This is a genomic window from Kribbella sp. NPDC043289, assembly GCF_056436705.1.
On record NZ_JBWKCB010000002.1, the window covers coordinates 1,240,289 to 1,266,673 of the forward strand.

At 68.9% G+C, this 26,385-nt stretch carries 23 protein-coding genes and 2 pseudogenes; 20 read left to right on the forward strand and 5 right to left on the reverse strand.

What is annotated here, in order from left to right; translation table 11 throughout:
- The first annotated feature begins 20 nt into the window (after positions 1-20).
- Genes AC0662_RS17750 through groL form a run of 7 tightly spaced genes read left to right on the forward strand, consistent with a single transcriptional unit; the run spans position 21 to position 7,179 of the window.
- Positions 21-1,085 (forward strand): FAD-binding oxidoreductase, encoded by a 1,065-nt coding sequence (locus tag AC0662_RS17750; RefSeq protein WP_478301760.1) that lies wholly within the window; start codon positions 21-23, stop codon positions 1,083-1,085.
- Positions 1,082-2,272 (forward strand): ferritin family protein, encoded by a 1,191-nt coding sequence (locus AC0662_RS17755; protein ID WP_452195308.1) that lies wholly within the window; start codon positions 1,082-1,084, stop codon positions 2,270-2,272. The genes AC0662_RS17750 and AC0662_RS17755 overlap by 4 nt, the downstream gene beginning before the upstream one ends.
- Positions 2,269-2,643, forward strand: coding sequence for a propane 2-monooxygenase effector subunit MimD (gene mimD, locus AC0662_RS17760; RefSeq protein ID WP_452195310.1), 375 nt, complete (start codon positions 2,269-2,271; stop codon positions 2,641-2,643). Before AC0662_RS17755 ends, mimD begins: the two co-directional genes overlap by 4 nt.
- A gap of 44 nt (positions 2,644-2,687) precedes the next feature.
- A complete protein-coding gene (locus AC0662_RS17765) occupies positions 2,688-3,731 on the forward strand; it encodes an amidohydrolase family protein (protein ID WP_452195311.1) in 1,044 nt (347 codons plus the stop codon).
- Positions 3,731-4,444: an iron-sulfur cluster assembly protein gene (locus tag AC0662_RS17770; RefSeq protein ID WP_452195313.1), complete on the forward strand. Its 714-nt coding sequence runs from the start codon at positions 3,731-3,733 to the stop codon at positions 4,442-4,444. Before AC0662_RS17765 ends, AC0662_RS17770 begins: the two co-directional genes overlap by 1 nt.
- On the forward strand, positions 4,441-5,466 hold the full coding sequence (locus tag AC0662_RS17775; RefSeq protein ID WP_478301763.1) for an NAD(P)-dependent alcohol dehydrogenase: 1,026 nt from the start codon (positions 4,441-4,443) through the stop codon (positions 5,464-5,466). The genes AC0662_RS17770 and AC0662_RS17775 overlap by 4 nt, the downstream gene beginning before the upstream one ends.
- 18 nt (positions 5,467-5,484) lie before the next feature.
- Positions 5,485-7,179 (forward strand): chaperonin GroEL, encoded by a 1,695-nt coding sequence (gene groL / locus AC0662_RS17780; protein ID WP_452195315.1) that lies wholly within the window; start codon positions 5,485-5,487, stop codon positions 7,177-7,179.
- A 186-nt stretch (positions 7,180-7,365) separates the two neighbouring features.
- Here the strand turns inward: groL and AC0662_RS17785 are convergent, their stop codons facing one another.
- Positions 7,366-9,204 (reverse strand): heparinase II/III domain-containing protein, encoded by a 1,839-nt coding sequence (locus AC0662_RS17785; protein WP_478301766.1) that lies wholly within the window; start codon positions 9,202-9,204, stop codon positions 7,366-7,368.
- Between the two features lie 58 nt (positions 9,205-9,262).
- Positions 9,263-10,329 (reverse strand): annotated as a pseudogene (locus AC0662_RS17790) (pyridoxal-phosphate dependent enzyme).
- Between the two features lie 59 nt (positions 10,330-10,388).
- Here AC0662_RS17790 and AC0662_RS17795 point away from each other — a divergent pair.
- The 5 genes and pseudogenes from AC0662_RS17795 to AC0662_RS17815 all read left to right on the forward strand — a co-directional run bounded on the left by AC0662_RS17795 (position 10,389) and on the right by AC0662_RS17815 (position 14,593).
- Entirely contained in the window at positions 10,389-10,709 is a 321-nt protein-coding gene (locus AC0662_RS17795; RefSeq protein WP_478301768.1) for an antibiotic biosynthesis monooxygenase family protein, read from the forward strand.
- A gap of 56 nt (positions 10,710-10,765) precedes the next feature.
- A complete protein-coding gene (locus AC0662_RS17800; protein WP_478301770.1) occupies positions 10,766-11,899 on the forward strand; it encodes a VanZ family protein in 1,134 nt (377 codons plus the stop codon).
- Between the two features lie 121 nt (positions 11,900-12,020).
- Positions 12,021-13,039, forward strand: a pseudogene (locus AC0662_RS17805) (solute carrier family 23 protein).
- Positions 13,040-13,059: 20 nt separating this feature from the next.
- Complete coding sequence (locus AC0662_RS17810; RefSeq protein ID WP_478301772.1) at positions 13,060-13,227, forward strand: hypothetical protein; 168 nt, start codon at positions 13,060-13,062, stop codon at positions 13,225-13,227.
- Positions 13,228-13,366: 139 nt separating this feature from the next.
- Positions 13,367-14,593 (forward strand): SGNH/GDSL hydrolase family protein, encoded by a 1,227-nt coding sequence (locus AC0662_RS17815; protein ID WP_478301774.1) that lies wholly within the window; start codon positions 13,367-13,369, stop codon positions 14,591-14,593.
- Between the two features lie 33 nt (positions 14,594-14,626).
- Here the strand turns inward: AC0662_RS17815 and AC0662_RS17820 are convergent, their stop codons facing one another.
- Entirely contained in the window at positions 14,627-15,199 is a 573-nt protein-coding gene (locus tag AC0662_RS17820) for a GNAT family N-acetyltransferase (protein WP_478301776.1), read from the reverse strand.
- A 109-nt stretch (positions 15,200-15,308) separates the two neighbouring features.
- Here AC0662_RS17820 and AC0662_RS17825 point away from each other — a divergent pair, with 109 nt between their 5' ends.
- Positions 15,309-15,824 carry a hypothetical protein gene (locus AC0662_RS17825; RefSeq protein WP_478301778.1) on the forward strand — a complete coding sequence of 172 codons (516 nt, stop codon included), beginning with the start codon at positions 15,309-15,311 and terminating at the stop codon, positions 15,822-15,824.
- Entirely contained in the window at positions 15,755-16,477 is a 723-nt protein-coding gene (locus AC0662_RS17830; protein WP_478301780.1) for a hypothetical protein, read from the forward strand. Before AC0662_RS17825 ends, AC0662_RS17830 begins: the two co-directional genes overlap by 70 nt.
- A 3-nt stretch (positions 16,478-16,480) precedes the next feature.
- On the opposite strand, the gene AC0662_RS17835 is transcribed toward AC0662_RS17830, so the two are convergent.
- The gene (locus tag AC0662_RS17835; RefSeq protein WP_478301782.1) at positions 16,481-17,734 is read right to left on the reverse strand and encodes an amidohydrolase; all 1,254 of its coding nucleotides are present in this window, start codon (positions 17,732-17,734) and stop codon (positions 16,481-16,483) included.
- A 156-nt stretch (positions 17,735-17,890) separates the two neighbouring features.
- Here AC0662_RS17835 and AC0662_RS17840 point away from each other — a divergent pair, with 156 nt between their 5' ends.
- From AC0662_RS17840 to AC0662_RS17850, 3 genes are all read left to right on the forward strand, one after another.
- Positions 17,891-18,421: a hypothetical protein gene (locus AC0662_RS17840; RefSeq protein ID WP_452195334.1), complete on the forward strand. Its 531-nt coding sequence runs from the start codon at positions 17,891-17,893 to the stop codon at positions 18,419-18,421.
- 76 nt (positions 18,422-18,497) lie between these two features.
- Positions 18,498-19,376, forward strand: a complete 879-nt coding sequence (gene qcrC / locus AC0662_RS17845) for a cytochrome bc1 complex diheme cytochrome c subunit (RefSeq protein WP_452195336.1) — start codon at positions 18,498-18,500, stop codon at positions 19,374-19,376.
- An 88-nt stretch (positions 19,377-19,464) separates the two neighbouring features.
- Positions 19,465-19,947, forward strand: coding sequence for a DUF1269 domain-containing protein (locus AC0662_RS17850; RefSeq protein ID WP_452195338.1), 483 nt, complete (start codon positions 19,465-19,467; stop codon positions 19,945-19,947).
- 16 nt (positions 19,948-19,963) lie between these two features.
- On the opposite strand, the gene AC0662_RS17855 is transcribed toward AC0662_RS17850, so the two are convergent.
- Complete coding sequence (locus AC0662_RS17855; RefSeq protein WP_452195339.1) at positions 19,964-21,085, reverse strand: S1C family serine protease; 1,122 nt, start codon at positions 21,083-21,085, stop codon at positions 19,964-19,966.
- 145 nt (positions 21,086-21,230) lie between these two features.
- Between AC0662_RS17855 and AC0662_RS17860 the strand changes: the two genes are divergently transcribed.
- The 3 genes from AC0662_RS17860 (at position 21,231) to AC0662_RS17870 (ending at position 26,355) form a co-directional block, all read left to right on the forward strand.
- Positions 21,231-22,883 (forward strand): DUF4091 domain-containing protein, encoded by a 1,653-nt coding sequence (locus AC0662_RS17860; RefSeq protein ID WP_478301785.1) that lies wholly within the window; start codon positions 21,231-21,233, stop codon positions 22,881-22,883.
- A gap of 311 nt (positions 22,884-23,194) precedes the next feature.
- Entirely contained in the window at positions 23,195-23,605 is a 411-nt protein-coding gene (locus AC0662_RS17865; protein ID WP_478301787.1) for a DUF7144 family membrane protein, read from the forward strand.
- A 215-nt stretch (positions 23,606-23,820) separates the two neighbouring features.
- Positions 23,821-26,355, forward strand: a complete 2,535-nt coding sequence (locus AC0662_RS17870; protein WP_478301789.1) for a LuxR C-terminal-related transcriptional regulator — start codon at positions 23,821-23,823, stop codon at positions 26,353-26,355.
- Positions 26,356-26,385: the final 30 nt, after the last annotated feature.

A 26,385-nucleotide genomic window follows, 5' to 3' on the forward strand; every position in this document is an offset into this window, starting at 1 on the left:
CCATGGGAGACAAGCACGTCGTGAGGTTCGAGCCCGTCGGCATCGAGATCGAGGTCGACGAGGACCAGACGATTCTCCGCGCCGCGGCCGAGCAGGGCGTGATGCTGATGCACGGCTGCAAGGAGGGACAGTGCGCGTCCTGCAAGTCGTTCGTCCTCGACGGTGAGGACATCGACCTCGACCGGTACTCGACCTTCGCGCTGCCGGAGTACGAACTGGACGAGGGCTACACCCTGCTCTGCCGGGCGCACGCCTTCGAGGACCTCACGATCGAGCTGCTCAACTACGACGAGGAGATGATCCGCTCCGGGCTGCCGATCCAGGAACGCACCGCCGAGGTCGTCGCGATCACCCCGGTGACGCACGACCTCCGGCACCTGGTGCTGAAGCTCGCCGGGCCCGGCGAGCTGAAGTTCTTTCCCGGCCAGTACGTCGACATCACCGTCCCGGGCGCCGGCACCGGCGAGGCCGCCAGCCGGTCGTTCTCGATGGCGAACACGTCCAGCCGGGAGAGTGGGCAGCTGGAGTTCGTGATCAAGGTGTACCCGGGCGGTCTGTTCTCGGAATTCCTGGACCGACGGCTCCAGGTCGGCGACCGCCTGGACCTGACCGGGCCGTTCGGGGTGTTCACCCTCCGGGACAACCCGGACGCCCGGCTGGTCTTCGTCGGTGGCGGCGCCGGGATGGCGCCGATCCTGGCGCTGCTGCGGTCGATGGCCGAGCGCGGGATCGACCGGCCGACGACGTTCTACTACGGATCCCGGACGGAGCTCGACCTGTGTTTCTCCGACGAGCTGCACGAGCTGGAGCAGCGGCTGCCGCGGTTCCGGTACGTGCCCGCGCTGTCCGATTCGCCGGGGGCGGAGTGGGGCGGCGAGAGCGGGCTGATCACCGACGTGGTCCGGCGGCTCGAGCCGGACCTGTCCGGAGCCGACGCGTACGTGTGCGGACCGCCGCCGATGGTCGAGGCGGCGATCCCGCTGCTCGAACGCCTCGGTGTCGCGACGAAGCACATCTACTACGACAAGTTCACCACGACCGGCGACGCCGGTGACTCGAAGGTGCTGGAGGCAGAGAGCCGATGACGACCACAGAAGACCAACCGATCAAGGTCGAACGCAGCGTTCCGAAGCCGGTCTTCACCGACGCCGAGGCGGGCGCCCGTGAGTTCCCCGACTCGAACTTGCGGCGTTACAACTACTACAAGCCGCAGAAGCGCAAGCAGAGCCACTACGAGGACGTCACGGTCGACGTCCAGCCGGATCCGCGGCACTACCTCACCCAGGGGTGGCTGTACGGCTTCGCGGACGGCCGCGGCGGGTACCCGCTGGACTGGACCGCGCTGAAGGCCTGGGGTTCGGACAAGCCCGAACCGCAGCGGGGCCCGGGAACCGGCGGGCTGGTTGTGAAGGAGTGGCCGGCGACCGGCTGGCACGAGTTCCGGGACCCGAACGAGGAGTGGGAGCTCACGCTCTACCGCTACAACTCCAACGTTGTCCGCCAGGTCACCCAGAACGTCGAGGCGGCCCGGCAGTCCAAGGCCTTCGAGCAGTGGAACACGAACTGGGTTCGCTTCGTCGAGCACCACATCGGCGCCTGGATGCACGTCGACCACGGTCTCGGCCTGTACCTGTTCGCGAACGCCAACCGGCGCGCACCGACCAACATGCACAACAACGCGATCTCGGTGAACAGCATGCACCGGATCCGGGCCGCCCAGGACCTCGCGCTGTACAACCTCACGCTCTCCGAGGAGATCGAGGGGTTCGACGGCAGCGCGCACCTGGCGACGTGGAACTCTGATCCGGTCTGGCAGGGCGTCCGCGAGGTCGCCGAGGAGCTGACCGCGATCGACGACTGGTGCGAGGCGATCTTCGCCGCGAACGTCGTCTTCGAGCCGCTCGTCGGCGAGCTGTTCCGCAGCCAGCTGGTACAGCAGGCGTCGCCGCGTAACGGCGACTTCGTCACCCCGACGGTGGTCGGCGCGGCGGAGTACGACTTTGCCGAGCGCGATCTGCGCTACACCACCGCGATGTTCGAGCTGCTCACGAACGACCGGGAGTTCGAGGAGCACAACAAGGCGATCCTGGCGGACTGGCTGGGGTCCTGGACCGCGAAGGCGCTCGCCGCGGCCCGGACGATGCAGCCGTTGTGGTCGCAGCCGGACGCCAAACCGCCGCGGTTCGAGGACGGCCTCGATCGCGCGAAGAGCCGGTTCAGCGGAATCCTCGCCTCGCTGGGCCTCGAGGACCCGAAGGAGTTGGCACTGTGACTACGCTCAAGGCAGTCCACGAGAGCCCGTTCAAGTCCGACAGCACCGCGTCCAACAAGGCCGGCTTCACGCTGATGAACAACCAGGTCGGCGCAGTGGTCGCCGAGGTGATGGACAGCAAGGACAACGTCACCGTGACGCACCTTCCCTCGATGATCCGGGTCGACGCGGTCGGCAAGATGGAGGTCGTCTACGACGAGATCTCCGAGGCCCTCGGTGAGGAGCCCGGCTACTTCGACCAGGCCGAGTTCGAGGAGAACATGTCCACCCACTACGGGCGGATGGTGCACCTCGACGACCGGACCATCCTGTTCGCCAACCCCGAGGACGCCGCCGAGTACATCGGGTTCGATCTGACCGCATCCAGCTGACGTACATCCGGCTGACACCATCCGGCTGAAACAAGGGGGTTCTCGTGTACGAGAAGAACGGTGAGAAGTACTTCGTGGTCGACAGCCACATGCATTTCTGGAACGCGGCACCCGACAACTGGGTGCCGGGGCAGGAACAGTACGCGAAGGGGTGGATCGAGTGCTTCCACGCGTACATGAGCCTGGCTCCGCAGAACACGCACTGGCCGATCGAGAAGTTCATGCGCTACAGCGAGGACGACCTGATGAAGGACGTCTTCGAGGACGGTCACGTGGACGTCGCGATCTTCCAGCCGACGTACCTGAAGGAGTGGTACAAGGAAGGCTTCAACACGACCGAGCAGAACGCGAACCTGGGCGAGAAACACCCCGGGATGTTCGTCCTCAACACCCGCTTCGACCCGCGTGACGGTGACGTCGGGCTGGAGGAGCTCGCGCACAACGTCGAGCGGTACGGCTGCAAGGGCGTCAAGCTCTACACCGCCGAGTGGAACGCGGGGTCGAGGGGCTACAAGCTCACCGACACCGCGGCGTACCGCTATCTGGAGAAGGCGCAGGAGCTCGGGATCAAGAACATCCACGTCCACAAGGGCCCGACGATCTGGCCGCTGGACAAGGACGCGTTCGACGTCTCCGACGTCGACCACGCCGCGACCGACTTCCCGGAGCTCAACTTCATCGTCGAGCACGTCGGCCTGCCGCGGATCGAGGACTTCTGCTTCATGGCCACCCAGGAACCCAACGTGTACGCCGGTCTGTCGGTCGTGATCGGCGGTCTGATGCACGCGCGGCCGCAGTTCTTCGCCAAGGTGATGGGCGAGCTGCTGTTCTGGGTCGGCGAGGACAAGATGACCTTCGGCAGCGACTACGGCATCTGGGAGCCGAAGTGGCAGGTCGAGGGCTTCGTCGACTGGGAGATGCCCGACCAGCCGGAGTTCGCGGACTACCCGCGGCTCGGCGTCGAGGGCAAGAAGAAGATCCTCGGGCTGAACGCCGCGAAGCTCTACGACCTCAAGGTGCCCGAAGAGCTCCAACTGAAGGAGGCGACGCCGGCCGCGCAGGACGACTCGAAGCTGGTCGCGTCCTGATGACGGCGGTAGCGACCGAGCGGGACCGGGTCCTGGACGCACTGGGTGCGGTCCGGGACCCGGAGCTCGACGAGCCGATCACGACGCTGGGTTTCGTGTCCACCTGCGTGGTGTCGGCCGCCGGTGACGTGGTCGTCCGGCTCCGGCTGCCGACGTACTTCTGTGCGCCGAACTTCGCGTTCCTGATGGTCGCCGACGCGTACGACGTGGTGGCCGCGCTCCCCGCCGTCCGCGGCGTCGACGTCGCGCTGGAGGATCACTTCGCAGCCGCGCAGATCAATGCCGGAGTCGCGGCGCGGGCGGGTTTCGTCGCCTCGTTCGACGGCGAGGCGGCGGCGGAGCTCGACGAGCTGCGCCGGACGTTCGTCGCGAAGGCGGTACTGGCCGGGACCGATCAGGTCTGCCGGCCTTTTGTTGCTTCTGGCATGGATCCGGAACAGGTCGCGCGGCTGACGATCGCCGATGTGCCGTCGTCGGCCGAGCTGGACCGGCTGCTCCGGCGGCGGGCCGAGATCGGGCTGCCGATCGGCCCGGACGCGGCGCTGCTCGTCGACGTCGGCACCGGCGCGCCGATCGCCGCGGCCGCGGCGGCGCGGCACCTCGGGCTGGCCCGGCTGACCCGGACCGGGATCGAGGCCAACACCGGTATCTGCAGAGGAATGCTGAAGCACCGGTACACCGAGTCCGGTGCGGGCGAGGAGGAGCAGGGATGAAGGCCGTTCGACTGCACGGGTACCACCAGCAACCAGTGGTCGACGACGTACCGGAACCGGTCGTCAGCGGCCCGTTGGACGTCGTCGTCAAGATCGGCGGTGCCGGTGTGTGCCGCACCGATCTGCACATCATCGAGGGGCAGTGGGACGCGGCGATGCACCCGACGCTGCCCTACACGATCGGCCACGAGAACGCCGGCTGGGTGCACGAGGTCGGCTCCGCGGTCACCAACGTGCAGGTCGGCGACACGGTGATCCTGCACCCGACGCCGACCTGCGGGCTGTGCCACGCCTGTCGTGCCGGCGACGACATGCACTGCGAGAACAGCACGTTCCCGGGACTCGACAGCGACGGGGGCATGGCGGAGTACCTCCGCACCTCCGCGCGGGCCTGCGTGAAGCTGGACCCGAGTACGAGACCGCAGGACGTGGCCGCGCTGGCCGACGCGGGAATCACGGCGTACCACGCGGTGCGCAAGGCGATCCCGTTGCTGCCACCGGGGACGACCTGCGTGGTGATCGGCGCGGGCGGGCTCGGGCACATCGGCGTCCAGTGCCTGGCGGCGCTGACCGCGGCCCGGATCATCGTCGTCGACCGCAACCCGGACGCGCTGAAGCTGGCCGAGCAGCTCGGTGCGGACCAGACGGTTGTTGCTGACGGCAAACAGGTGGAGAAGGTGCTGGAGCTGACCGACGATGCCGGCGCGCACGTCGTGCTGGACTTCGTCGCCGAGCAGGGCGCGGAGAACGACGGCTTCGCGATGACCGGCCGGGCCGGGTCCTACTTCGTCATCGGGTACGGCGGCGTGGTGCAGATCCCGACCCTGGACATCATCTCGACCGAGCGGAACATCGTCGGCAACATCGTCGGCACGTTCAACGAGCTGGCCGAGCTGATGGCGCTCGCGCAGGCCGGCAAGGTCACGCTGCACACCCGGACCTACCCGCTCGACGCGGCCGTCGAAGCGGTCGCCGATCTCGACGCCGGCCGGGTCCGTGGCCGCGCGATCCTCGTTCCGTAAGACCATTTCCGGAGGGTTTTGATGGCCAAGGAACTGCGATTCGGTGAGACTGCTCGCGACCTGCTGCTGGCCGGTGTCGACCAGCTGGCAGACGCCGTGAAGTCGACCCTCGGCCCGAAGGGCCGCAACGTGATCCTGGAGAAGATCACCGGGTCGCCCGTCGTCACCAACGACGGCGTGACGATTGCCCGGGAGATCCATCTGAAGAACCAGTTCGAGAACATGGGCGCCCAGCTGGTCAAGGAAGCCGCGATCAAGACCAACGACATCGTCGGCGACGGTACGACGACCGCGACCGTGCTGGCCCAGGCGATCATCCGCGAGGGGATGACCGCGATCGGTGCGGGCGGAAACCCGGTGCTGGTGAAACGCGGGATCGACCTGGCCGTCGCGAAACTGGTCGACCGGCTGCGGGAGGTCGCGCACCCGGTGATCACCGAGCAGGATTACGCGCGGGTCGCGGCGATCTCCGCGAACGACGACGACATGGTCGGCGCGGTGATCGCGAAGGCGCTGCACACCGTCGGTGATGGCGGGATCGTGACGGTGGAGGAGTCGTCGAGCAACGGCATGGGGGTGGACTTCGTCGAGGGGTTCGAGTTCGACAACGGCTACCTGTCGCCGTACATGGTGACCGATCCGGGCAGCCTGCAGGCGGTGCTGGACGACCCGTACATCCTGTTGTGCAGCGAGAAGATCACCAAGGTCCAGGAGGTGATGCCGTTGCTGGACAAGATCATGCGCGCGCCGCGGCCGCTGGTGATCATCGCCGAGAGCCTCGAGGGTACGGCGCTCAGCATGCTGGTGCACAACCACGTCAACGGCCTGTTCCAGTGTGTCGCGGTGAAGGCACCAGGCTTCGGCGACCGGCGGCTGCACAAGCTGGAGGACATCGCGGCGATCACCGGGGGAGCCGTGTACAGCCGGCACTCGGGCTTCAGCCTCGAGACGATGACGCTCGAGCAGTTGGGCCGGGCGGACCAGGTCCGGGTGAACGCCGACCGGACCGCGATCGTGGCCGGTACGGGTCACGACAAGGACGTCGCGTTCCGGATCGCGCAGCTGCGAGCCGAACTCGAGCGCGCGACGTTCGGGGTGGACGAGGACGTCCTGACCGAGCGGATCGGCGCGTTGTCGGGCAAGGTCGCGGTGATCCACGTCGGCGCACCGACCCCGGCGGAGCTGAAGGAGCTGCAGCACCGGGTCGAGGACGCGTTGTCGGCGACCAGGGCCGCGATGGCGGAGGGGATCGTCGCCGGTGGCGGCATGGCCCTCCTGCACGCCGCGACGGCGCTCGACGGTCTGGATGTCCAGGGTGACTACCAGGCCGGTGTCGAGATCGTCCGGCGGTCGCTGCGCGAACCGGCGTACCTGATCGCCGCGAACGCGGGGTACTCCGGTGCGGAGGTGCTGGAGCGGACCTCGAAGATGGACGTCGACGACGGCTTCGACGCGCTCGCGGGGCAGTACGGCAATATGCTTGCCATGGGCATCATCGACCCGCTCCGGGTCGCCCGATCGGCACTGCAGAACGGCGCGTCGGTCGCCGGCCTGCTGCTCACCACCAACACCCTGATCGCCGAGGAACAGACGCCATGGGGCGGCAGCCCGTCCTTGATGACGGAGTACGGCGCCTTGGACGAAGGCCTGCACCAGCCGTCGCCCGACTCCAGTACGCCGCAGTCGCTCGGCCTCGGGCCGTCCGTTGGGTGACCGTCTCGCGCGATGAGACGACAACTGCAATGTCTATTTGATCAGTAGACTTTGAGTGTGACCCCGTCCGTACCCGGCGGGGTCACACCAATGGCAGGACCACGTCCTCCCGGCACGGTTGCCATCGGCCCCGTTCACCAGGCGGGACCGCGGGCACTACGGTGCCAGCGAGGGCGTGGTCCTGCCTCAGATGCCAAACGTGACGGCGGTGCGGCCGGTGGGTGTCAGGAGGGATGGCTGAGCGGTGATGACCAGGCGGGTGACTTCCTCGCCCCAGATGGTGCTCAGCTTGGGATCGGGGAGGGGGAGTGGCTCCGCGGTGAGCGCCAGCTGCTCGGTGTCGTAGGAGATCGTCAACGCGCGGTCGCCGGCGACCCGGACGAGTCCGTCTTCCAGGGTGACCGGGCCGTTGATGATGAGGTGCCAGAGCAACGATCGCGGGGTGTCCTCCAGCTCCCAGGTGTCGGTCAGCTCGATCCGCTCGCCTGGGCGGTCCATCACGAGCTCTCGACGCCAGGAGCGAATGCCTGCGTCGGCCGGGTAGGCGCTCGCCAGTTCGACCTGACACCGTGCCGAGGCGTCGTCGAGCTCGGCCGACATCCCGGCCGCGCGGAACTCCCGACCGGGCGGCTGCGCGAACCCGTTGATCTGCGGCAGGTTGTGGTAGTCGCTCTGCATCGTGAAGATCTGGTAGCGATCCTCCGAGAACGTCTGCCGGGTGTAGGTGCCGACACCGAGATCGATGACCCGGGGTACGCCGTCGACGGCGATGATCAGCGAACCGACGTCGTTGTGGTTGTGCGACTCGGCGTTGTGCCCGCCCTTCAGCGCGACCAGCAGGCCCTTCGAGCGCGCGACCAGTACTTCGGTGTCCGGCAGCCAGGCGTCCCGCGTCGGCTCCGCGCTCTCTTCGTCGGTACGCAGACCCTCCTCGAGCAGCGTGCCGATCACCCGCAGCATCGAGGGGATCCGCGCCACGAGCGGGTCGTCACGACGCTTGACCGCCCGGGCGTGCCGACGGGCGGCGGGCTCGTCGGTGTGCACGCCGAGCCGGTACAGCGGGTAGGCGACCGACGGATCGGCCAGCTGGGCGGGACAGTCCGCGAAGTTGACGTACCACCGGTCCTGGATGTGCATCGCCGGCAGGTACGACGTGATCGGCCGCAGCTTGGGATGACCGAAACCGTCCAGCTTCCCCGCGGTCGCGTCGTACAGCATCACCAGGTTGTCCGCGACGGCGCCGCCGGCCCGCGTCCAGTACGACGCTCCCTCGTCGCAGCCACCGTCGTCGGGGTACGAGTCGAGGAAGCGGTCCAGGCCTTCGACGACGAGTGACACGACCGCGGCCCGGCGTACCGGATCACGCTCGAGCAGCAGTGCGCAGATCGTCAGGTTGGAGTGGATCCACGGGTTCCAGTTGTTGGTGAACTCGGTGAGCCAGTGCCAGTCGCGGACCTCGAGGAACGGGGTGAGCACGCGGCGGTCGACCTCGGTGCCGATGCGGATCCGGGTGGACGCGTCCAGCGCCGGACCCAGCAGATGGTCGACCCACGCGAGCAGCCCGCCGGTCTCGGCACAGAACAGATCGAGGTCGCGATCCGTGGGTCGCGGCAGCGCCTCGTTGCGGCCTCTCGCCGAACTCGCATGTGCCGGCACCGTCCAGGTCGCCTCGTCGCAGACCAGCCAGATGCCGTCCACCACGTCGGCCACCCACCGCGACTCGCCGGTCAGCAGCGCCGCGAGCGTGCTGGTCACGATCCGTCGCCGCCGCTCGAAGTACGCCGTCTCGTACCGCTCGCGATCACCCTCGCGATGGAACCGGGCGTAGTCACTCGCCAGTACCACCGGCCACGACCTGGCGAGCTGCTCCTCGGCGTCGGCGAGCAGCGCCGTACGGTCCTGGGCGGGTACGGCGTCCCACGCCGGCCGGTCGTCGATATCCGGCGAAACACCCGCGAAATCGACAGTCGCGAGCGCTTCGGTGAGAAGGGATTCGGGCAGCAGATCACGCACTGTGTGAGCCATCGATTTCCACCCTATCGACGGTAGGGCGGCCAGTCGTGGGTGTTCGCATGACGGGACGTCAGTGGAGACCTGCTTGGTTTGCGGCGGTGCCTTCGGTGCTGATGAGTACGGCGCTTGTGGATGCGGGGAGCTGGAGTTGGGTGGCGGCCTGGAGGCCGGCTAGGGCGGCGGCTCCGCACGGGCCTGCGTGGATGCCGTGACTGTGCAACGTGTGTTGGGCGGCGGTGGCTTCGGCGTCGGTGACTGCGATGGCGGCGTCGAGGCCGTGCTGGATGGCGGGCCAGGCGGTTGACGAGATCGTGCCGCAGTTGAGGCCGGCCATGATCGTCGGCGCCGACGCGCCGACGCGTCGACGGCGGTCGGCTGGCCCGCGTGGAGTGACGCGGTGACGCAGGCCGCCGTCATCGGTTCGACCGCGAGGATCGTCGTACGGCGGCTTCGTCCTGGTGATCGGTAGTGCTCGATGGCGGACTGCAGTAGCGAGCCGACGCCGGTCGGGACGACGACGAGATCGGGCTCGCCCGGGTGCTGTTCGTCGATCTCGGTGAAGAGCGTGGAGTAGCCCGCGACGATCGAGCGCGGCACGTCCTCGTAGCCGTCCCAGGCCGTGTCCTGGATCAGCAACTCGCCGTCCCGAATGCTCGCCGCCGCGATCCGCACGGCCGCGTCGTAGTCGCGATCGGTGTCGAGTACCGATGCTCCTTCATCGCGGATCGCTTGCACCGTGCTCTCCGGCAGACCAGCGGGCACGTAGATGCGGGACCGCAGTCCAAGGAGCCGAGCCATGTGCGCGAGCGCCCGGCCGTGATTGCCATCCGTCGCAGTGACCAGCGTCAGCCTGCTGCCCGCAACCCGGTCGGCCAGCTCGGGGAAAGTCCGCGCACCGATCGCCCGGCTCACCGCCCAGGAAGCGCCGAGCACCTTGAACGCCGGCAGCCCGAACCGGTGCGACTCGTCCTTCACCCACACCCGTCCAAGCCCCAACCCGTCAGCCAGCGCAGGCAGCTCGACCAACGGCGTCGGCGCGTAACCAGGCATGCTCCGGTGAAACTCGGCCGCATCCTGCCCGCGCGCCGCAGCGACCCACGAACCCGCGCCAGCATTCGTCGCCCACAGCCGTTTCATCGCGCCTCGCAGCTCGTCATGCGCCCAAAGATCAACGCCGCCCGGAGTACGTTGGGCAGATGATCGCACGCATGTGGAGGGGCTGGGTGCCGACCGAGAAAGCCGTGGAGTACGCCGACATCGTCGAGCGCACCGGGATGGCGGGCTACCGCCGAACGCCGGGGAACCACGGCGCGCAACTGCTCACCCGGGATCTCGGGGACGGGCGGACCGAGATCGTCACGCTGAGCTGGTGGACCGATCTCGAGCACATTCGCGCCTTCGCGGGCGCTGACATCGAGCGGGCGAAGTACTACCCGGAGGACGACGCGTATCTGCTCGACCGCGAGGAGACGGTCACCCACTTCGAGGTCGCGCCACCGGCTGACGGCGAATCCTGAGCTCCGCAGTGTGTTCCTGTCGTCACTGGGAGTGATTGACGCGCTAGGGTTCCTGCGTGGAGCGGGTGTTGCCGGCGGTGCTGGCTGTGGTTGGTGGTGTGTTCCTGGCGTTCTTGTTGCTGACGCCGTTCGCGTATCGCAGTTATCGGCGACGTGGTGAGCTCGGGTTCGGCGCGATGCTGCTGGCCTTCGGGTCGCTGGTCTACGGGCTGGCCTTGGTGGCCTATGTGCTGTTCCCGGTGCCGACGATCGACGACGCCTGGTGCGCGGCGCACAAAGCGCTCACGCACCCGCAGCTGAACCCGTTCCAGTTCGTCCACGATGTCGCGAGGGAACGAGCGCGCGGCGCCGGCGGGCTGCTGCTGAATCCCGCCGTACAGCAGGCGGTTTTCAACGTCTTCCTGTTCGTCCCCCTCGGCGCGTACCTGCGGCACTACACCCGACGCAACCCGGTGCTCATCGTGCTGGCCGGCTTCGGCGTCTCGCTCCTGATCGAGACCGCCCAGCTGACCGGCAACTGGTTCCTCTTCGACTGCCCGTACCGCCTGTTCGACGTCGACGATCTGCTCACCAACACCGTGGGTACGGCGATCGGCGTACTGCTCGCGCCCGCACTCCGGCTGTTCGACCGGCCGCGGACCGGGGTCGGCGTGGATACTCCGCGTCCGGTGACGACGCGCCGCCGGTGGCTCGGAATGCTGATCGACTTCGTGTCGGTGACCGCGTTCGGTGGCGCGCTGGGCGTGCTCGCGAACCTGATCGCGAACACGGCGTACGACGTCTGGCTGAACGATTCGGCGGGCGGACGCTTCCTGCTGATGGTGCTGACGACGTGGTTGCCGGCCGTCGTACTGCTCGCGCTCCCGGCGCTCAGTCGGCGACAGGCGACGATCGGTCAGCTGTCGGTCCGGCTTCGGCGGGTCGCTCCAAACGGCTGGCCGGCCGGTCGGCGGATGCTGCTCGCGCTGCTCACCGGGACCTTCGGCTACTACCTGTTCTCCGGACTGGCGACGTACGTCGAGGCGTTCGACGGGCTCGGTGGTCTCTTGCAGGTCGCCTCGATCGTCTTCGCCTGGCGACCGAAGACGCACCCCGGCCTGTCCGGCCTGGTCAGCGGGCTGCAACTGATCGACGACCGGACGACGGTCAGCCCCACCGAGCCGCTGACGGAGCCGACCCGCTCGACCTGACCAGTCGCTTTCTGTTGCGCTGGGCAACTACAAACTTCGTCTTCAACAAACCGTTGACGTTGCTGAAACGCTGTGCCACTCTGTCGCTGTTCGGAATCTTCTTTCCGGAAGGCGGAAAAGCATGGCAGAAGACCTGGCCTCCACCACGCCTGCTGCGGCCCGCCCCGAGGAGGTGACCGGGACGATCATCACCGTCATCGGGGTGTCGCTGCTGCCGGTCAGTTTCGACTGGGCGCTCGGTGGCGTCGGGTCCAAGACCTACGGTGACCCCAGCAACATCGCGCTCGCCGTCATCACGCTGCTGATCGTCCTGGTGATCAGCCGGGTCTTCCAGGGCTTCGTGTCCCGGCTGTCGATCCTGATCGGCATGGTCGCCGGCACCCTGATCGCGATCCCGTGGGGCAAGGCCGACTTCTCCGCGGTCGGCCACGGAGAGGTCGTGTCGTTCCCACCGGTCTTCGGTCTCGGTACGCCGGTCTTCGACGCCGGCGCGATCGTGGCGATGACCGTCGTGGTGCTGGTGATCATGACCGAGACGATGGCCGACATCATCGCGATCGGGCAGATCGTGGGAACCCGGTCGACCACAAGCGGGTCGCCAACGGGCTGCGCGCCGACATGGTGTCGAGCACCGTCGCCCCGGTCTTCGGTGCGTTCCCGGCCAGTGCGTTCGCGCAGAACGTCGGGCTGGTCGCGATCACCGGGATCACGTCCCGCTTCACGGTCGCGGTCGGTGGCGGCGTCCTGGTGATGCTCGGGCTGGTGCCGCTGTTCGGCCGGGTCGTCGCCGCCATCCCGGCGCCGGTGCTCGGTGGCGCGGGCGTCGTGTTGTTCGGTTCGGTTGCCGCGAGTGGGATCCGGACGTTGTCGCGGGTCGAGTACGGCGACAACCTCAACCTGGTCGTCGTCGCGGTATCGCTGGCGATGGGCCTGGTCCCGATCGTCAGGCCGCACTTCTGGGACGAGTTCCCGTCCGGCGTCGGGGTCGTCCTCGACTCGGGGATCAGCGCCGCGGCGGTGACCGCCGTACTGCTGAATCTGTTCTTCAACCAGTGGCGGGCGCTGGTCAGATCGAAGCCGTCGGTGTTCGCGGCCGCGCCCGACGAACGCGGTACGGCTCTGCCTGGCACGGAGGCCTGATCGCCCGGTAGCTTCCTGCGGTGGGAAGAAAACGCAAGCGTCTCAGGGCATCACCGGTAGCTGCGAGGCCTGCGGTCGCTCCCGCGGTTCGTCGTACGGCGCCGCCGATGCCGTGGGCCGTGTTCTGGCTGGCGGTGATGATGCTCGCGGGCATGCCGCACAACGTCCGCATCACCACGATCGCCTAGCAGCTCTGTGACCGTTCGCAGCACGGAACCGGCCGTTGGGCTCTGGTGCGCGTGACGGCGCTTGCTGCTGTGCGTGCTCTGGGGAGAAGGTCGGGCTCGGTCTCGAGCCTCGGAGGTTTGTGTGCGTTGCTTTCGTGGAGTGGTTCGGCGGGCGGTTGCCGGCGGGTTGTGTGTGCTGCTCGCGCTGCCAGCCGCGGCGGCAGCCGAGAGCCGGCCGGGGTTGGGACAGCACTGGACGGCGACCTGGACGGCCAGTCCGACTGCGGCGATGGGCTCGGGGCTGTCGCACAACGGGCTGACCGATCAGACGATTCGCAACGTCGTGTACCCCAGCGTCGGTGGCTCGACGCTGCGGGTGCGACTCACGAACCGGTACGGCACGCGACCGGTCACCTTCGACGCGGCAACGCTCGGCACGGCGGACGGATCGAGCGCCGCCGAGGTCACCCCGCTCACCTTCGCGGGGGCGTCGTCGGTGACGATCCCGGTCGGTGGCGACGTGGCCAGCGATCCGGTGCAGTTGTCCGTCGGGCAGCGCGAAGCCCTGGCGGTGAGTCTGTACAGCGCGACCGCGACCGGGCCGGCGACGTATCACAACGCCGCGCACACCACGTCGTACCTGGCCGCCGGGAATCACGCCGCCGACGCCGGCGGTACTGCGTTCACCGGCAACACGACGTCCTGGCTCTTCGTGGACGGGGTCGACGTGATCGCCGCGCCGCATGTCGGGACGATCGTGGCGCTCGGCGACTCGATCACCGACGGCACGGGTACGGCGGACAACTCGAACGCCCGGTGGAGTGACGCATTGTTCGCCCGGATCGCCGCCGGTCCGCCCGGGCACCTCGAGGCCGTGGCGAACTCGGGGATCGGCGGCAACGAGGTGACGATCGACCGCCAACCGCCGTACTTCGGTGTCAGTGCGCAGCATCGTCTCGACGCCGATGTACTCGACCAGCCAGGCGTGTCCCTCGTATTGGTTGCCGAAGGCATCAACGATTTGACGGCCGCCAACGTCGCGGCCGCCGACGTGATCACCGGGCTGACGAACATCGCCGATCGGGTGCACGCGGCCGGCCTGAAGATCGTTGGCCTCACCATCACACCGTGCGGCGGGTACGGCGTCTGCGGCGCGGGCCCGCTGGCGCAGCGAGCGATCGTCAACGAGTGGATCCGAACCTCCGGCACGTTCGACGCGGTCGTCGACTTCGACGCCGTGGTCCGCGACCCGGCCGCGCCGGACCACCTGCTCCCCGCCTACGACAGCGGCGACCACCTGCACCCGAACGCCGCCGCCTACCACCAGCTGGCCGAAACCATCGACCTCACGCAACTGTCAGCGCTCGCAATCCGCCACCCACGCTGACGCTGGGCGGGACGGTAATCCTCCCCAATCGCTTCAGGATGGGTTGACGGTGCGCGTGACTACCCAGCGGTGCGGAGAGATCGGGCGGGTGCGGCTGAAACCGTGCCTCTCGAACGCGGCCATCGGACCGGTGTGCAGGAACGACCCGGACACCTTGCGATCGTCGGTCTCCTCGGGATAGCCCTCGACGACACCCCCACCGAGGCGACCGATCTCGAGGAGCGCACCGCCCAGCGCCGCGTCGGCGACTCCCTTCCCACGCAGGCCCTTCCCGGTGAAGAAGCAGGTGATCCGCCAGTCCGGCAGCGTGGTGAGCTCCTTCTCGTACCGACGTCGGCTCTTGACCTCCGGCAGCTCGTCCGGCGACCCGAACTGGCACCACCCCAGACACCGCTCACCGTCGAGCACCAGCGCCGCGTGAGTCGTGCCGTCGCGCACCCGCTGCTCCTTCTCGGCCCGGTTCTGCGCCGGCGTCCGATCCTTCAGCTTGAGGTGGAAACCCACACACCAGCAGCCGCCCCACACGCCGTTGTTCGCCTCGACCAACGCGGCGAACGCCGGCCAGGTGTCCTCGTCCAGCGGTCGCACGGAATAGGAATCGTTCACGTCGAGTCATCTCCTCCGCCACGGGAGATCCACCGTAAACGACCGCGCCGACAAGACCCCGCACGCTGCGACAATCGGCAACCCTGCTGGCAACCCCGAGGAGTCCCGAGTGCTCGACAGCATCGAACGGATCGCGGCCGATCCCGACCTGACGGTCCGCGACCGCGACGAGCGCATCACCGCGTTGTTGGCTCCGCACGGTCCCGGCGTGGCCGCCGACTGTCTGGAGGGCACCGAGGACCGAGCGATCGCCGAGTACGTCGCGGCGTACCTCGAGCGGATCCCTGACGCCGAGCAGGATAAGACCCGCGCGGCGCAACGGTTGCTAGGCGTTCCCGAGCTCGCACCCGCCGCCGCGCGACTGGTTCCGTGGCTGCCCGCGGACGTGCTGGACGGGATCATCCGGAACCACCACGCCGAGCTCGGCGCGCGGACGCCGCACTCCTCGGTCCTGTCGCGATCGCGACGTACTTCCCGGAACGGCTCCGGTCCTTCGCCGACGGGATCGACGATCCGTTCATCGCGCAGGCGACGCTGTCCGGCGCTGATGACGACGTGGCTGACGCGTTGCTGGACCGGTGGAAGAACGAGCGGGATCTCGGCCACCTGTGGAAGCTGGCGCTGATCCGCACCGAGCACGCCGCGGACCTGATCGCTTCGGTCCGGGACGACGTCGACAATCCCGAGGACTGGGAGTGGCTGATGCCGCTGGCCGGGCGGATGCCGGACAGCGACCGCCCGTCGGGCATCCGGCCGGCCTACCTGGGTTTCCTCGCGGACAAGGGCGTCGGCAGCCACGTGGTCGGTGGTGCCTTTCCAGGTGACGTCCCTTTGTGCGCCGACTGCGGTACGCCGGCCGCTCGGGTCCTCACCCTGTCCGCGGCCGACCTGCCCTACGAGCTGAGCCGGGACCCGTCGTTCTTCTGGTTCACCTGTGAATGCGATGAGGTCGACGTCATCGTCGTACGCCTCAGCGACGAAGGAACGAAGGTCTTCTTCAATCCGCAAGGCCCGTCCGTCCCCAGCGCCGAACGCTCGATGGTGCTGGCGGTGCATCCGAACCAGACCGGTGTGACGATGCCCGCGGTACCGACAGCGGACCATCACCAGGTCGGCGGACTGCCGCGTTGGCAGACGCCGGAGACCCATCCGATCTGTCCGGACTGCGGTCGCTTCATGCCGTTCCTGGCCGCGACCACGGTCGGCCGGGAGCGGGTCCTCGTCTTCGGGTTCTGGTGTGATCCGTGCGGACTGTCCACGACCCGGCTCCAGGGCTGAGGTTCAGGAGTCGAGCCAGGCCAGGGCGGCGACGGTCAGGGCTTCGACGCCGGTGCTGAGGGTCGGTTCGATGACGGGGGCGAAGTAGGGGGAGTGGTTGCTGGGGAGGTCGTCCTCGCGCCCCTCGGTGAAGGCGGGTACGGCGATCGCGGGGTCGAGGCCGCCCCAGAACCAGAAGACGGTGGGGGCGCTCAGCACCTCGCCGAACACTCCGACGTCCTCGCTGGCGTTCACGACCGGGATCGGCTGGATGCGTTGCGGGCCGAAGTGTTCGGTGACGGCGGCCATCGTGGTCCTGGTGGCTTCGGGATCGCTGATCAGCACCGGCGCACTGGCGAACCACTCGATGTCGGGCTCGCGCGGCGCGCCGCTGGCCTGGCACTCGGCACGGACGATGCGTTCGACGGCCGCCCGGACCAGGTCGCGGCTCTCCGCCGAGTAGGTGCGGATGTTGATCCCGAGCTCGGCGGTCTCGGGGATGATGTTGTCCTTCGTACCCGCCTGCAGGCGGCCGACGGTCACCACGGCGGACTGCGCCGGCGGTACTTCGCGGGCGACGATGCTCTGGAGCCGGGTCACGACATGCGCGGCCATCAGCACCGGGTCGATCGCGGCCTCGGGCCGGGAACCGTGCGAACCACGCCCGTACAGCGTGACGTTGGCCGAGTCCGCCGCCGCCATCACCGGGCCGGTGCCGTAGCCGATCATCCCGGCCGGCAGCGGCCCGACGTGCTGCCCCAACACGATCTGCGGCTTCGGGAACCGCTCGAACAGGCCGTCGTCCACCATGTTTCGGGCGCCCACGGCGAGCTCCTCGGCGGGCTGGAAGACCACCAGCACCGTCCCGCGCCACGACTCCCGGGACCGGACCAGCAGATTCGCGGCGCCGACCAGGCAGGCGGCATGCATGTCGTGCCCACAGGCATGCATGACCGGTACGTCGTTCCCGTCGCGATCCACCGCTCGGGCCGAACTCGCGTACGGCAGCCCGGTCTTCTCCAGTACCGGCAACGCGTCGAAGTCCGCCCGCAGCATCACCACCGGGCCGTCGCCGTTGGGAATCACGCCGACCACGCCCGTGCCGCCGACCTGCTCGACGACCTCGTCGACCCCGGCGTCCCGGAGTTGCTGCGCGAGCAATCGGGCGGTCCGCGTCTCCTGCAGGGACAGTTCGGGGGTGCGGTGCAGTTCCTTGTACAACTCGGCGAGTTCGTCGCGGATGGCCGCCAGGCCGTCGGTCAACCCATCGGTCGTCATCTTCTCAGGGTGTTCCTCCGGACACCGTTCGTGCAACCCTGGTAGCAGTAGTTGCCTTAGCCAACCGTTGCGCCACCTGTTGCGTGCGGGACGTTCCGGCCCTCGACGCCGGTGCGTCGCGCACGTAGTCTGCGAGAGGGCGAGTAGGAGACTGCGATGAACCAAGGTTTGCTGAACTCGTTGACGGACACCGAGCGGCTCCTGGTGGCCGAGACCGAGCGAGACGCGCTGAAGGGGCTGGACGAGGACCAGCTGCTGGCGCTGCACGACCGGGTGCGGCGGGCGCGGACGAAGTACCTGAAGAACTATCGGCGGGCCGCGAGCGCCGCGGTCGGGCCGGCGGGTGGGCGCGGGATGTCGTACCCCGTGAACCAGCGGTCCCGGGACAAGGCTGAGCTGTTCGAGTCGGCGCTGGCGAAAGTGAGCCGCGAGGTCGCGGCGGCCGCCAGACGGTCGTCGATGGAGCTGCGCAGCGAGCGGCTCGAGGCGGCGCGGCAGGCCAAGGCCGGCGGGCCCGAGATGCGGGTGGCCGAGCCGGAGACGCCGGCCCAGGCGGAGACGAGTGCGCGGATGACCAGGCCGCGGACGGTCAAGACGACCGGTGGGCTGAAGAAAGACGCGTCCACGCGGGCGATGGGCGCCCGCCGGCAGACGAAACGCGACACGCGTCGAGCCGGCGCCAAGTGATCTCACCCGATTCGGGGGATCACAAACGCTCTGAGACGGGGTTCGCTGGTCCGGCGGCAGCCGGGGAGGTGCGGAGATGGGGGACACGGGCAACAGGGCCGCTCGGCCGTGGCGCCGGGCGTCGCTCGGCCGGGTCATCGCGATCGGCGCGGCCCTGGTCGCGGTCGGCCTGGGGTACACCGCTCTGGTGCCGCGCGGCACGGCGGGTGCGGCCGGCCCGAACTCGGAGCAGATCGAGAAGGGCAGGCTGCTGTTCGCGGTCGGATGCGCGAGCTGTCACGGTGCTTTCGCGCAGGGTGGCACCAACGGTGCCGGAGACCTGACCGGTCCCTCGCTGATCGGTGTCGGCGCGGCCGCGGTCGACTTCCAGGTCGGTACCGGGCGGATGCCCGCCACGCAGCCCGGGGCCCAGATCCCGCAGAAGCCCCCGGTGTACACCAACGAGGAGATCGCAGCGCTGGCGGCGTACGTCGCCTCGCTCGGACCGGGCCCCGCGATTCCAGCCCCGGAGGAGTACGACGTCAGCAAGGTCACCGACGAGGGGATCGCCCGGGGCGGTGAGCTGTTCCGCACCAACTGCACGGCCTGTCACAACTTCGCCGGACGCGGCGGCGCCCTCCCGAACGGGAAGTACGCCCCCTCGCTGATGCAGACCTCTCCGAAGCACATGTACGAGGCGATGCTGACCGGTCCACAGCAGATGCCGGTCTTCTCCGACCCGGTCCTGACCCCCGGCGACAAGCGGGACATCATCGCCTACGTCGTCTCCCTGCAGCAGCAGAAGGACTCGGGCGGACTCGGGCTCGGCCGGCTCGGCCCGGTCTCCGAGGGCCTGTGGGGCTGGTTCATCGGCATCGGGCTGCTGGTCGTGGTCGCCGTCTGGATCGGCGCGAAGGTACCCCGTGTGCACCACTCGAAGGAATCCGGTACCGATCCTCCGGAGGAGTCACCCTAATCGGAGGAAGCCGGTGCCCGGTCCGGGTTGATGGGATGAGGCGTCCAGCGCGGCAACTGGGCCGCGCCCTGGCCTCGAGGAGTTCGACATGACCCATCTGGTGGTGCTCGGAGTGGACAGCCGCGAGGACGCCGAACGCGTTCTCCAGGTGACCGAGGATCTGGCGAAGCAGCAGCTCTTGCAGCGCGACGACGCGGCGTACGCGTACAAGGACGACAAGGGCAAGGTGCGGATTCACCAGACGATGAACATGACCGCCACCGGGGCGGCCGGCGGTGCGCTCTGGGGGACCCTGATCGGTCTGATCTTCCTCAACCCGCTCGCCGGTCTGGCGGTCGGCGCGGCCACCGGTGCGGTGGCAGGCAAGCTCACCGATGTCGGCATCAGCGACGACATGATCAAGCAGGTGGGTCGCGAGCTGCAGGTCGGTCACGCGGCGGTGTTCCTGCTCGCACGGTCGGCGACGGTGGACCGGGTCATCGACGCGCTCAAGCCGTTCAACCCGACCATCATCCAGACCAACCTCACGAAGGAACGCGAGGAAGAACTCGTCGAGGCCTTGCGAAGCTGATTGGGCTACTGGCCGACTATTGGGCGGCCAGGGTGAGCGTGGTGGTCTTCGAGGCCCCGTTCCGGACATAGGTGAGATCGAGGGTGTCACCGGCCTTGCGCGTCAGCGTCGCGACCACGATCTGTTCGCTGCTGGTGGCCGGTTTCCCGTCGATCTCGGTGATCACGTCGCCGGTCCGGAGCCCGGCCTGCGCTCCGGGCCCGGTCGCGGCGAGCACGAACAGCCCGGTCGGGGCGCCCGATGCCTGCGCCACCGCGGGCGGGATCTCCTGAACCTGCAGTCCGGTGGTCGGGTGGCCCGGTTTGCCGGTCCGGATCAGTTCGTCGGCGATCGGGCCGGCGAGATCGACCGGGATGGCGAACCCGAGCCCCACGCTGCCACCGCCACCGACGCCGGCGGAGTTCGGCACGGTCGCGATCGCGGCGTTGACCCCGACCAGTTTCCCGGCGCAGTCGACCAGCGCGCCGCCGCTGTTGCCGGGGTTGATCGCCGCATCGGTCTGGATGGCGCCGATCAGGTGGTGCGTGACGCCCTCGCCCGGGACCGGCACGTACCGGTCGAGCGCGCTGACGATGCCCGAGGTGACGGTGCTCGCCAGCCCGAGTGGCGCGCCCAGTGCGACCACCGGCTGGCCGACCTGCAGAGCGGCCGACGAGCCGACGCCAATCACCGGGTAGTCCTTCGACTCGTCGGAAGCCTTGAGTACGGCGAGATCGGTGCCCGGGTCGCGCCCGACGATGGTCGCGTCGACGCTGTGCCCGTCGCTGTACCGGACGAACACCTTGCCGCCGGACGCCGCCGGTGAGATCACGTGGTCGTTGGTGAGGATGTAGCCGCCGTCGCGGAAGATCTGGCCCGAGCCGGTACCGGCCTGCGCGCCGCTGCTCGCCGAGATGGTGACGATCGAGGGCAGCACTTGCTGCGCGACCGGGATCGCGGCGCACATCGCCGTACTGGCGTCGGTGCTGCTGGTTCCCGAGGCCGCGGAGGCTGGGTTCCGGTTGTTGCGGACGGCGACCACGATCAGCGCGATGACGAGCCCGGCGACGATCGCCCCTTCCGCGATGGCAACGATCAGGAGCCGGCTCGGGCCGGACCTGACCGGGGTCTCGTGCGGTCCGCCGTCGGTCTGGGACATCGCGACCTCCCGTCGCGAGCCTAGGGTCGCGCGCGAGCCGCCTGCTCACCCACCGCGGGTGAGACGGCTCGTTGTGTATTGCTGCACGAATCTGCATGATTGACGCCAACATCACGCAGCCCGGCGGTGGAAGGAGTGGTCCTCGGTGACCGCGACATGGGAGTTCGTTCTCTGCGACGCACTGGTGAAGGTGCACCCGGTCCGGGACCCGCGGCCGGCGTCCGCGCAGCCCCGGTTCCAGGCTTTCCTCGGGGAGCCGGCGTCCTTTCAGCTCGCGTACCGCCCGCCGCTCGACCCGGCCTTCCGGGACCCGCGCCCGCTCCGCGCGACCGTCGAGGGTACGGCGGCCGACCTCGTCACCGTGTCGAGCGTGGACCTCGTGCCGTGCGCTTTCGTCGCGCTGCCGGGACATGACGACGGCTACGAGTTCGACGAGCCCGGGCTGTACCCGGACCTGTTGCGCCCGGTGCCGGACGGCGAGGCGCCGGTGCGGTTCGGCAGTTGGGGAGCGCTGTGGTTCGACGTCGCCACGACCGACCCCGCCCGGGCCGGCGTCCACGAGCTCACAGTCGTGATCACCTCGCCCGACGGCGACGAGCTGCACCGCGCGCCGGTCACCGTCGAGATCTCTGGGATCGAGCTGCCGCCGCTCGACATCGTGTCGAGTCACTGGATGCACCTGGACGCGCTCGCGGATCACTACGGCGTCGAGGTGTTCAGCGAGGAGCACTGGACGATCGTCGAGCGCTTCATGGCTTCGGCGGCCGGCATGGGTGCGACGTCGCTGCTCGCGCCGGTCTGGACGCCGCCGCTCGACACGGCGATCGATTCGTACCGGACCGTCGTACAGCTGGTCGACATCACGGCGACCGATGCGGGGTACCGGTTCGGGTTCGACAGGCTGCGGCGCTGGCTCGAGCTGTGCCGCCGTACCGGGATCACCGGCGTGGAGGTCGCGCATCTGTTCACCCAGTGGGGAGCGCGGGCCACGCCTGGCATCGTCGTGAACGGCGAGCGGGCCTTCGGGTGGGACGTGTCGGCGACCGATACCCGGTACCGCGCTCTGATGGAGGCGCTGCTGCCCGCGCTGCAGGCGGTGCTCGATGAGGAGTGGGACCGCGAGCACGTGGTCTTCCACATCTCCGACGAGCCGTCCGGGGAGGACGGACTGGCGAGTTATCTCGCCGCCAAAGCGGTCGTCACCGATCTGCTGAAGGGCTGGACGATCGTCGATGCTCTCAGCGAGCACTCGTTCTACACCTCAGGCGCCGTACCCCTGCCTGTCGTCGCGACCAATCACGTGGAGCCGTTTCTCGCGGAGCGTCCGGAGCGCCTGTGGGTGTACTACTGCGTCAGTCAGGACCGCGACGTGGCGAACCGCTTCATCGGGATGCCTTCGGCGCGTAACCGTGCGATCGGGCACCAGCTCTTCGCGTCCGGTGTGGACGGGTTCCTGCACTGGGGCTTCAACTTCTGGTACACCTGGCACGCGATCCGGCGGGTGGACCCGTTCACCGACACCTCGGCCGGTGGCGCGTTCCCGGCCGGCGACCCCTTCGCCGTCTACCCCGGTCCGGACGGGACTCCGTGGCCGTCGATCCGGTACCGCGTGTTCGCGCAGGCGATGTGGGACCACCGGGCGTTGCAGGCCGTCCGCGCCGCCCACGGGGATGCCGCGGCACTGGACATCGTCGATCCCGACCGGACGTTGCGTTTCGACCGGCCGGTGCTCGAGCCGGAGCACTATTACACGGCCCGCCGGCGCATGACCGAGGCACTGTCGGACAGCGCCGGCTGACCGCATGGTGCCGTGCGGCGGACACCGCACGGCACCTGCGGTGGAAGACGTGCGCCCCTGTACGCGATCCCCCACCGCAAGATGCCGAGCCCGCGGCCGTTGCCGGCGGCAGATTTCGGCGGTCACCGACCCTCCTGGCATCGGTCTTCCCCCTGGACTTCAGGCCGTCCCGGGCACTACGGGGGCCGTCCCGTCCACACCCTTGATCCGACCACTCCGCGTGATCCCGCGCATCATCCGTCGAGGGTGAGTCGGCCGGATGCGGAGCGTTCTAACGTCTGCTCAGATGCGACACATTTGAGGGGGACGCAATGAGCCAGGACACCGAGGGGACGCGAGAGTCCGTCTCCGGCTGGGCGATCGGTGGTATGACGTTCGCCGCGACGATGCTACTGATCATCGGTATCTTCCACGTCATCACCGGGCTGGTGGCGGTCATCAACGACGAGTTCTTCGTGGTCGTCCGCGGCTACACGTTCAACCTCGACACCGCGGCGTGGGGCTGGATCCATCTGATCCTGGGGGTGCTGCTGATCCTGGTCGCGGTCGGGGTGTACCGGCGGACCACCTGGGCCGGGATCGCGGCCCTGTTCCTGGTGGTGCTGAGCGCGGTGGAGAACTTCTTCTTCATCCCGTACTACCCGTTCTGGTCGCTCGTCCTGATCGCACTCGACATCTGGGTGATCTGGGCGCTGACCCGGCCGGGCGCGATCCGTACCTGAGCGGGCGGCGACGCCCCCTCCCTGCGCCGACCCCTCCCGGGAAAATCTCCGACGGTCTAGTCTCGAAGGCAACGCGGGGAGGCGGAGCAGGCCGTTCGGGTGGCGGCGCCTCCCCTGGGGAAGGCGGACGGGCGATGACCCCGCAGCCTGGGGAGAAACTTGACGGAGCGGTAGCTGCCGGCCTCGGACAGAGTCCGCAGCCACCGCTCAGTCTCGTGACGCGCCGGCGGCTGCACACCGCCCTCGACCACGGATCGCGGCTGCCGCTGACGATGCTGGTCGCGCCGGCCGGCACCGGCAAGACCGTCCTGCTGGCCGATTGGGCCGCCCGCCAGGAACGGTCCGTTGCCTGGGTCACCGGTCATGACACCGGCCACCTGGCCGCCCTGCTCGGGACGGACCCCGCGCCGAGCCCCGATCTGGTCATCATCGACGACGCGCACCTGTTGCCGCCGGCCGTGATCTTGCGGTTGGCGGAGCTGCTGTCGACCACGCCGTACGACGTCCGGCTGCTGATTGCGACCCGTTACGACCTGCCGCTCCCGATCTCCGAGCTCGAGCTGCGCGGACTCGGGTCGATCCTGCGGTCCCGCGACCTCAGGTTCACCGACGACGAGGCGGCGGCGCTGGTGCACGCGCACGCCGACGGGGTCAGCGAGGACGACATCCGAGTGCTCCAGGAGACCACCTCGGGCTGGGCGGCGGCGCTGGTGCTGGCCGCCCGGGCGTTCGCCGTCTCCGGGGACAGCCCGCCGCCGGCGCTGACCGAGCGGCCGGTGCTGGATCTCCTTCTCGGTGAAACGTTCGACACTCTTGACGAACGCGTGCAAGGAGTCCTGCTCAGCACGTTCGAGCAGCATGAGGTGACCGCGCAGCTCGCGGCGGCGCTCAGCGGGGATCCGAACGCGGGCGCGATTCTCGCCGATCTCTGCGTCCAGGGTCTGCTGGTCACCGCGTACTCGGACGGGTTCGGGAGTGAGCCGACGTACGACTATCACCCGTTGCTCGTCGAGCTGCTCAGGCGGCGGGCGGTCGGCAACGATCACGACGGTCAGCGAGTCGTCGCGGCGCATCGCCGGGCGGCGGCGTACTACGCGCATCACGGTGATGCGACCGCCGCGCTGGCCAATGCGCTCGGTGCGAGCGATCCAGGCGTGGTTGCCGAGCTGCTCCTGGCGCACGGTCCGGCGTTGCTTGCCGCCGGCGACATTGCGTTGGTCGCGAGCGGTTTCGACGTACTGCCGGACAACTACGTCGAGACACACCTGCAGCTGGCCGGTGTCCGCGGTCTGTTGCGGCGCTTCACCGGTGACCTCACGGGCGCCGTCATGGACGCGGCAGCCGCTGCCGAAGTGACGGACGGATCGGGCCCGAGCAGTGATGCGCTCGAAGCCGATGTCGCCGTACTGCGCCTGTGGGAGTCGCGCTACGGCTGGTACGACGTCGACGACGCGATCCGGCGCGCGACACTGCTCGTCGAGCGGGCCGCGAGTCCTGGCGAGCACCGGGCGATTCTCGGGCTGGAGCGGTTGGCCTGGGTGCTCCTGGAGCTCGCGGCGGCGGAGACGACGGCGGATCGACTCAATGACGCACTCGGCCATCTCGACGAGGTCGCCGTGACCGCGCGCATGGCCGGGCACCGGCAGCTCCTGGCGGCCGGTCAGGCGCATCGCGCGGTCGTGCAACTCGTGCGCGGTCAAGTCCAGAGTGCCGCCCGCTCGGCCGAGGCGGCGCTCGACAGCGCGGCGAAGTACGGTCTCGCGGAGGAGCACGTCGTACGGGCGCAGGTGGTTCTCGGACTCGCTGCGCTCAGCAGGCTCGACCTCGACGACGCTCGGGACTGGAGCCGGACCGTGACGGAGGCCGACGTGCCCGGTTCCGACCCGGTCGTCACGGCGCTGCGGGACATGATGCGCACGGTCAACGTCATCGAGGACGGCCGTCTCGACGAGGCACGCCTCGCGCTGGCTTCCGATCCGCCGGCGGCCGGGCAGTTGCCGTCCTTCGTGGTGCGTGATCTGGCGCTGCTGCGGTTGTGGGTCGCGCTGCTGGTCGACGACCGTCCCGCGGCCGAGTCGCAGGTCGGCATCCTCGAAGAGTCCGGAAACCTCGCGGAGGCGGCACTGCTGCGCGCGGTCGGCTCCCTGGTGACGGACGACCCGCAAGGCACCCTGGAGGCCATCGACGCCGCGTTGGCCGATCCGTGTCTGCATCCCACACTGGCCGCGGCGGCCAAGGCGTTCCGGGTCATCCTGCTGATCCGCGTCGGCGACACGGCCGCGGCTGAACAGGCCTTGAGCGTTCTGCTGACGGACATCGCGCCGCAGCACCTGCTGCAACCGCTGGCGATGGCCGGTCTCGAACCGACGTTCATGGATCTGCTGCGCCGGTGCGCCGAGAGCCCCCGCGCGCATCCGTTCGCGTCGGTTGCCCTGGACAAGTTGTCGCGGCACCGAGCGACCTGGAACACCGGCGCCATCGCTCTGATGACCCGGCCCACGGACCAGGCCCCGGCCGCACCGCCCCGGCGCCTCGAGGCGGTGATCAACGGTGCGACCATCCGCCTGACCGCGCGCGAGGCCGACGTACTCGATCAGCTGGCGCTGGGGAGCTCGTACACCGAGATCGCCCAGGCGCTCTTCATCACCGAGAACACGGTGAAGACGCACCTCATGTCGCTCTACCGGAAGCTCGGCGTGGAGAAACGCTCCGTGGCGCTGCGGGTCGCGCGCACGGTCGGCCTGCTCTAGACGATGCGTCACCGGTTCATCCGTGGTGGG

What these genes read in the sequence shown, in the direction of transcription:
- AC0662_RS17855 (WP_452195339.1), bottom strand. Translation starts at nt 21,085, where the DNA reads ATGTCCCAGACCGACGGCGGACCGCACGAGACCCCGGTCAGGTCCGGC.
- qcrC (WP_452195336.1), top strand. Translation starts at nt 18,498, where the DNA reads ATGGGGGACACGGGCAACAGGGCCGCTCGGCCGTGGCGCCGGGCGTCG.
- AC0662_RS17770 (WP_452195313.1), top strand. Translation starts at nt 3,731, where the DNA reads ATGACGGCGGTAGCGACCGAGCGGGACCGGGTCCTGGACGCACTGGGT.
- AC0662_RS17835 (WP_478301782.1), bottom strand. Translation starts at nt 17,734, where the DNA reads ATGACGACCGATGGGTTGACCGACGGCCTGGCGGCCATCCGCGACGAA.
- AC0662_RS17755 (WP_452195308.1), top strand. Translation starts at nt 1,082, where the DNA reads ATGACGACCACAGAAGACCAACCGATCAAGGTCGAACGCAGCGTTCCG.
- AC0662_RS17865 (WP_478301787.1), top strand. Translation starts at nt 23,195, where the DNA reads ATGAGCCAGGACACCGAGGGGACGCGAGAGTCCGTCTCCGGCTGGGCG.
- AC0662_RS17850 (WP_452195338.1), top strand. Translation starts at nt 19,465, where the DNA reads ATGACCCATCTGGTGGTGCTCGGAGTGGACAGCCGCGAGGACGCCGAA.
- AC0662_RS17840 (WP_452195334.1), top strand. Translation starts at nt 17,891, where the DNA reads ATGAACCAAGGTTTGCTGAACTCGTTGACGGACACCGAGCGGCTCCTG.
- AC0662_RS17795 (WP_478301768.1), top strand. Translation starts at nt 10,389, where the DNA reads ATGATCGCACGCATGTGGAGGGGCTGGGTGCCGACCGAGAAAGCCGTG.
- AC0662_RS17785 (WP_478301766.1), bottom strand. Translation starts at nt 9,204, where the DNA reads ATGGCTCACACAGTGCGTGATCTGCTGCCCGAATCCCTTCTCACCGAA.
- AC0662_RS17775 (WP_478301763.1), top strand. Translation starts at nt 4,441, where the DNA reads ATGAAGGCCGTTCGACTGCACGGGTACCACCAGCAACCAGTGGTCGAC.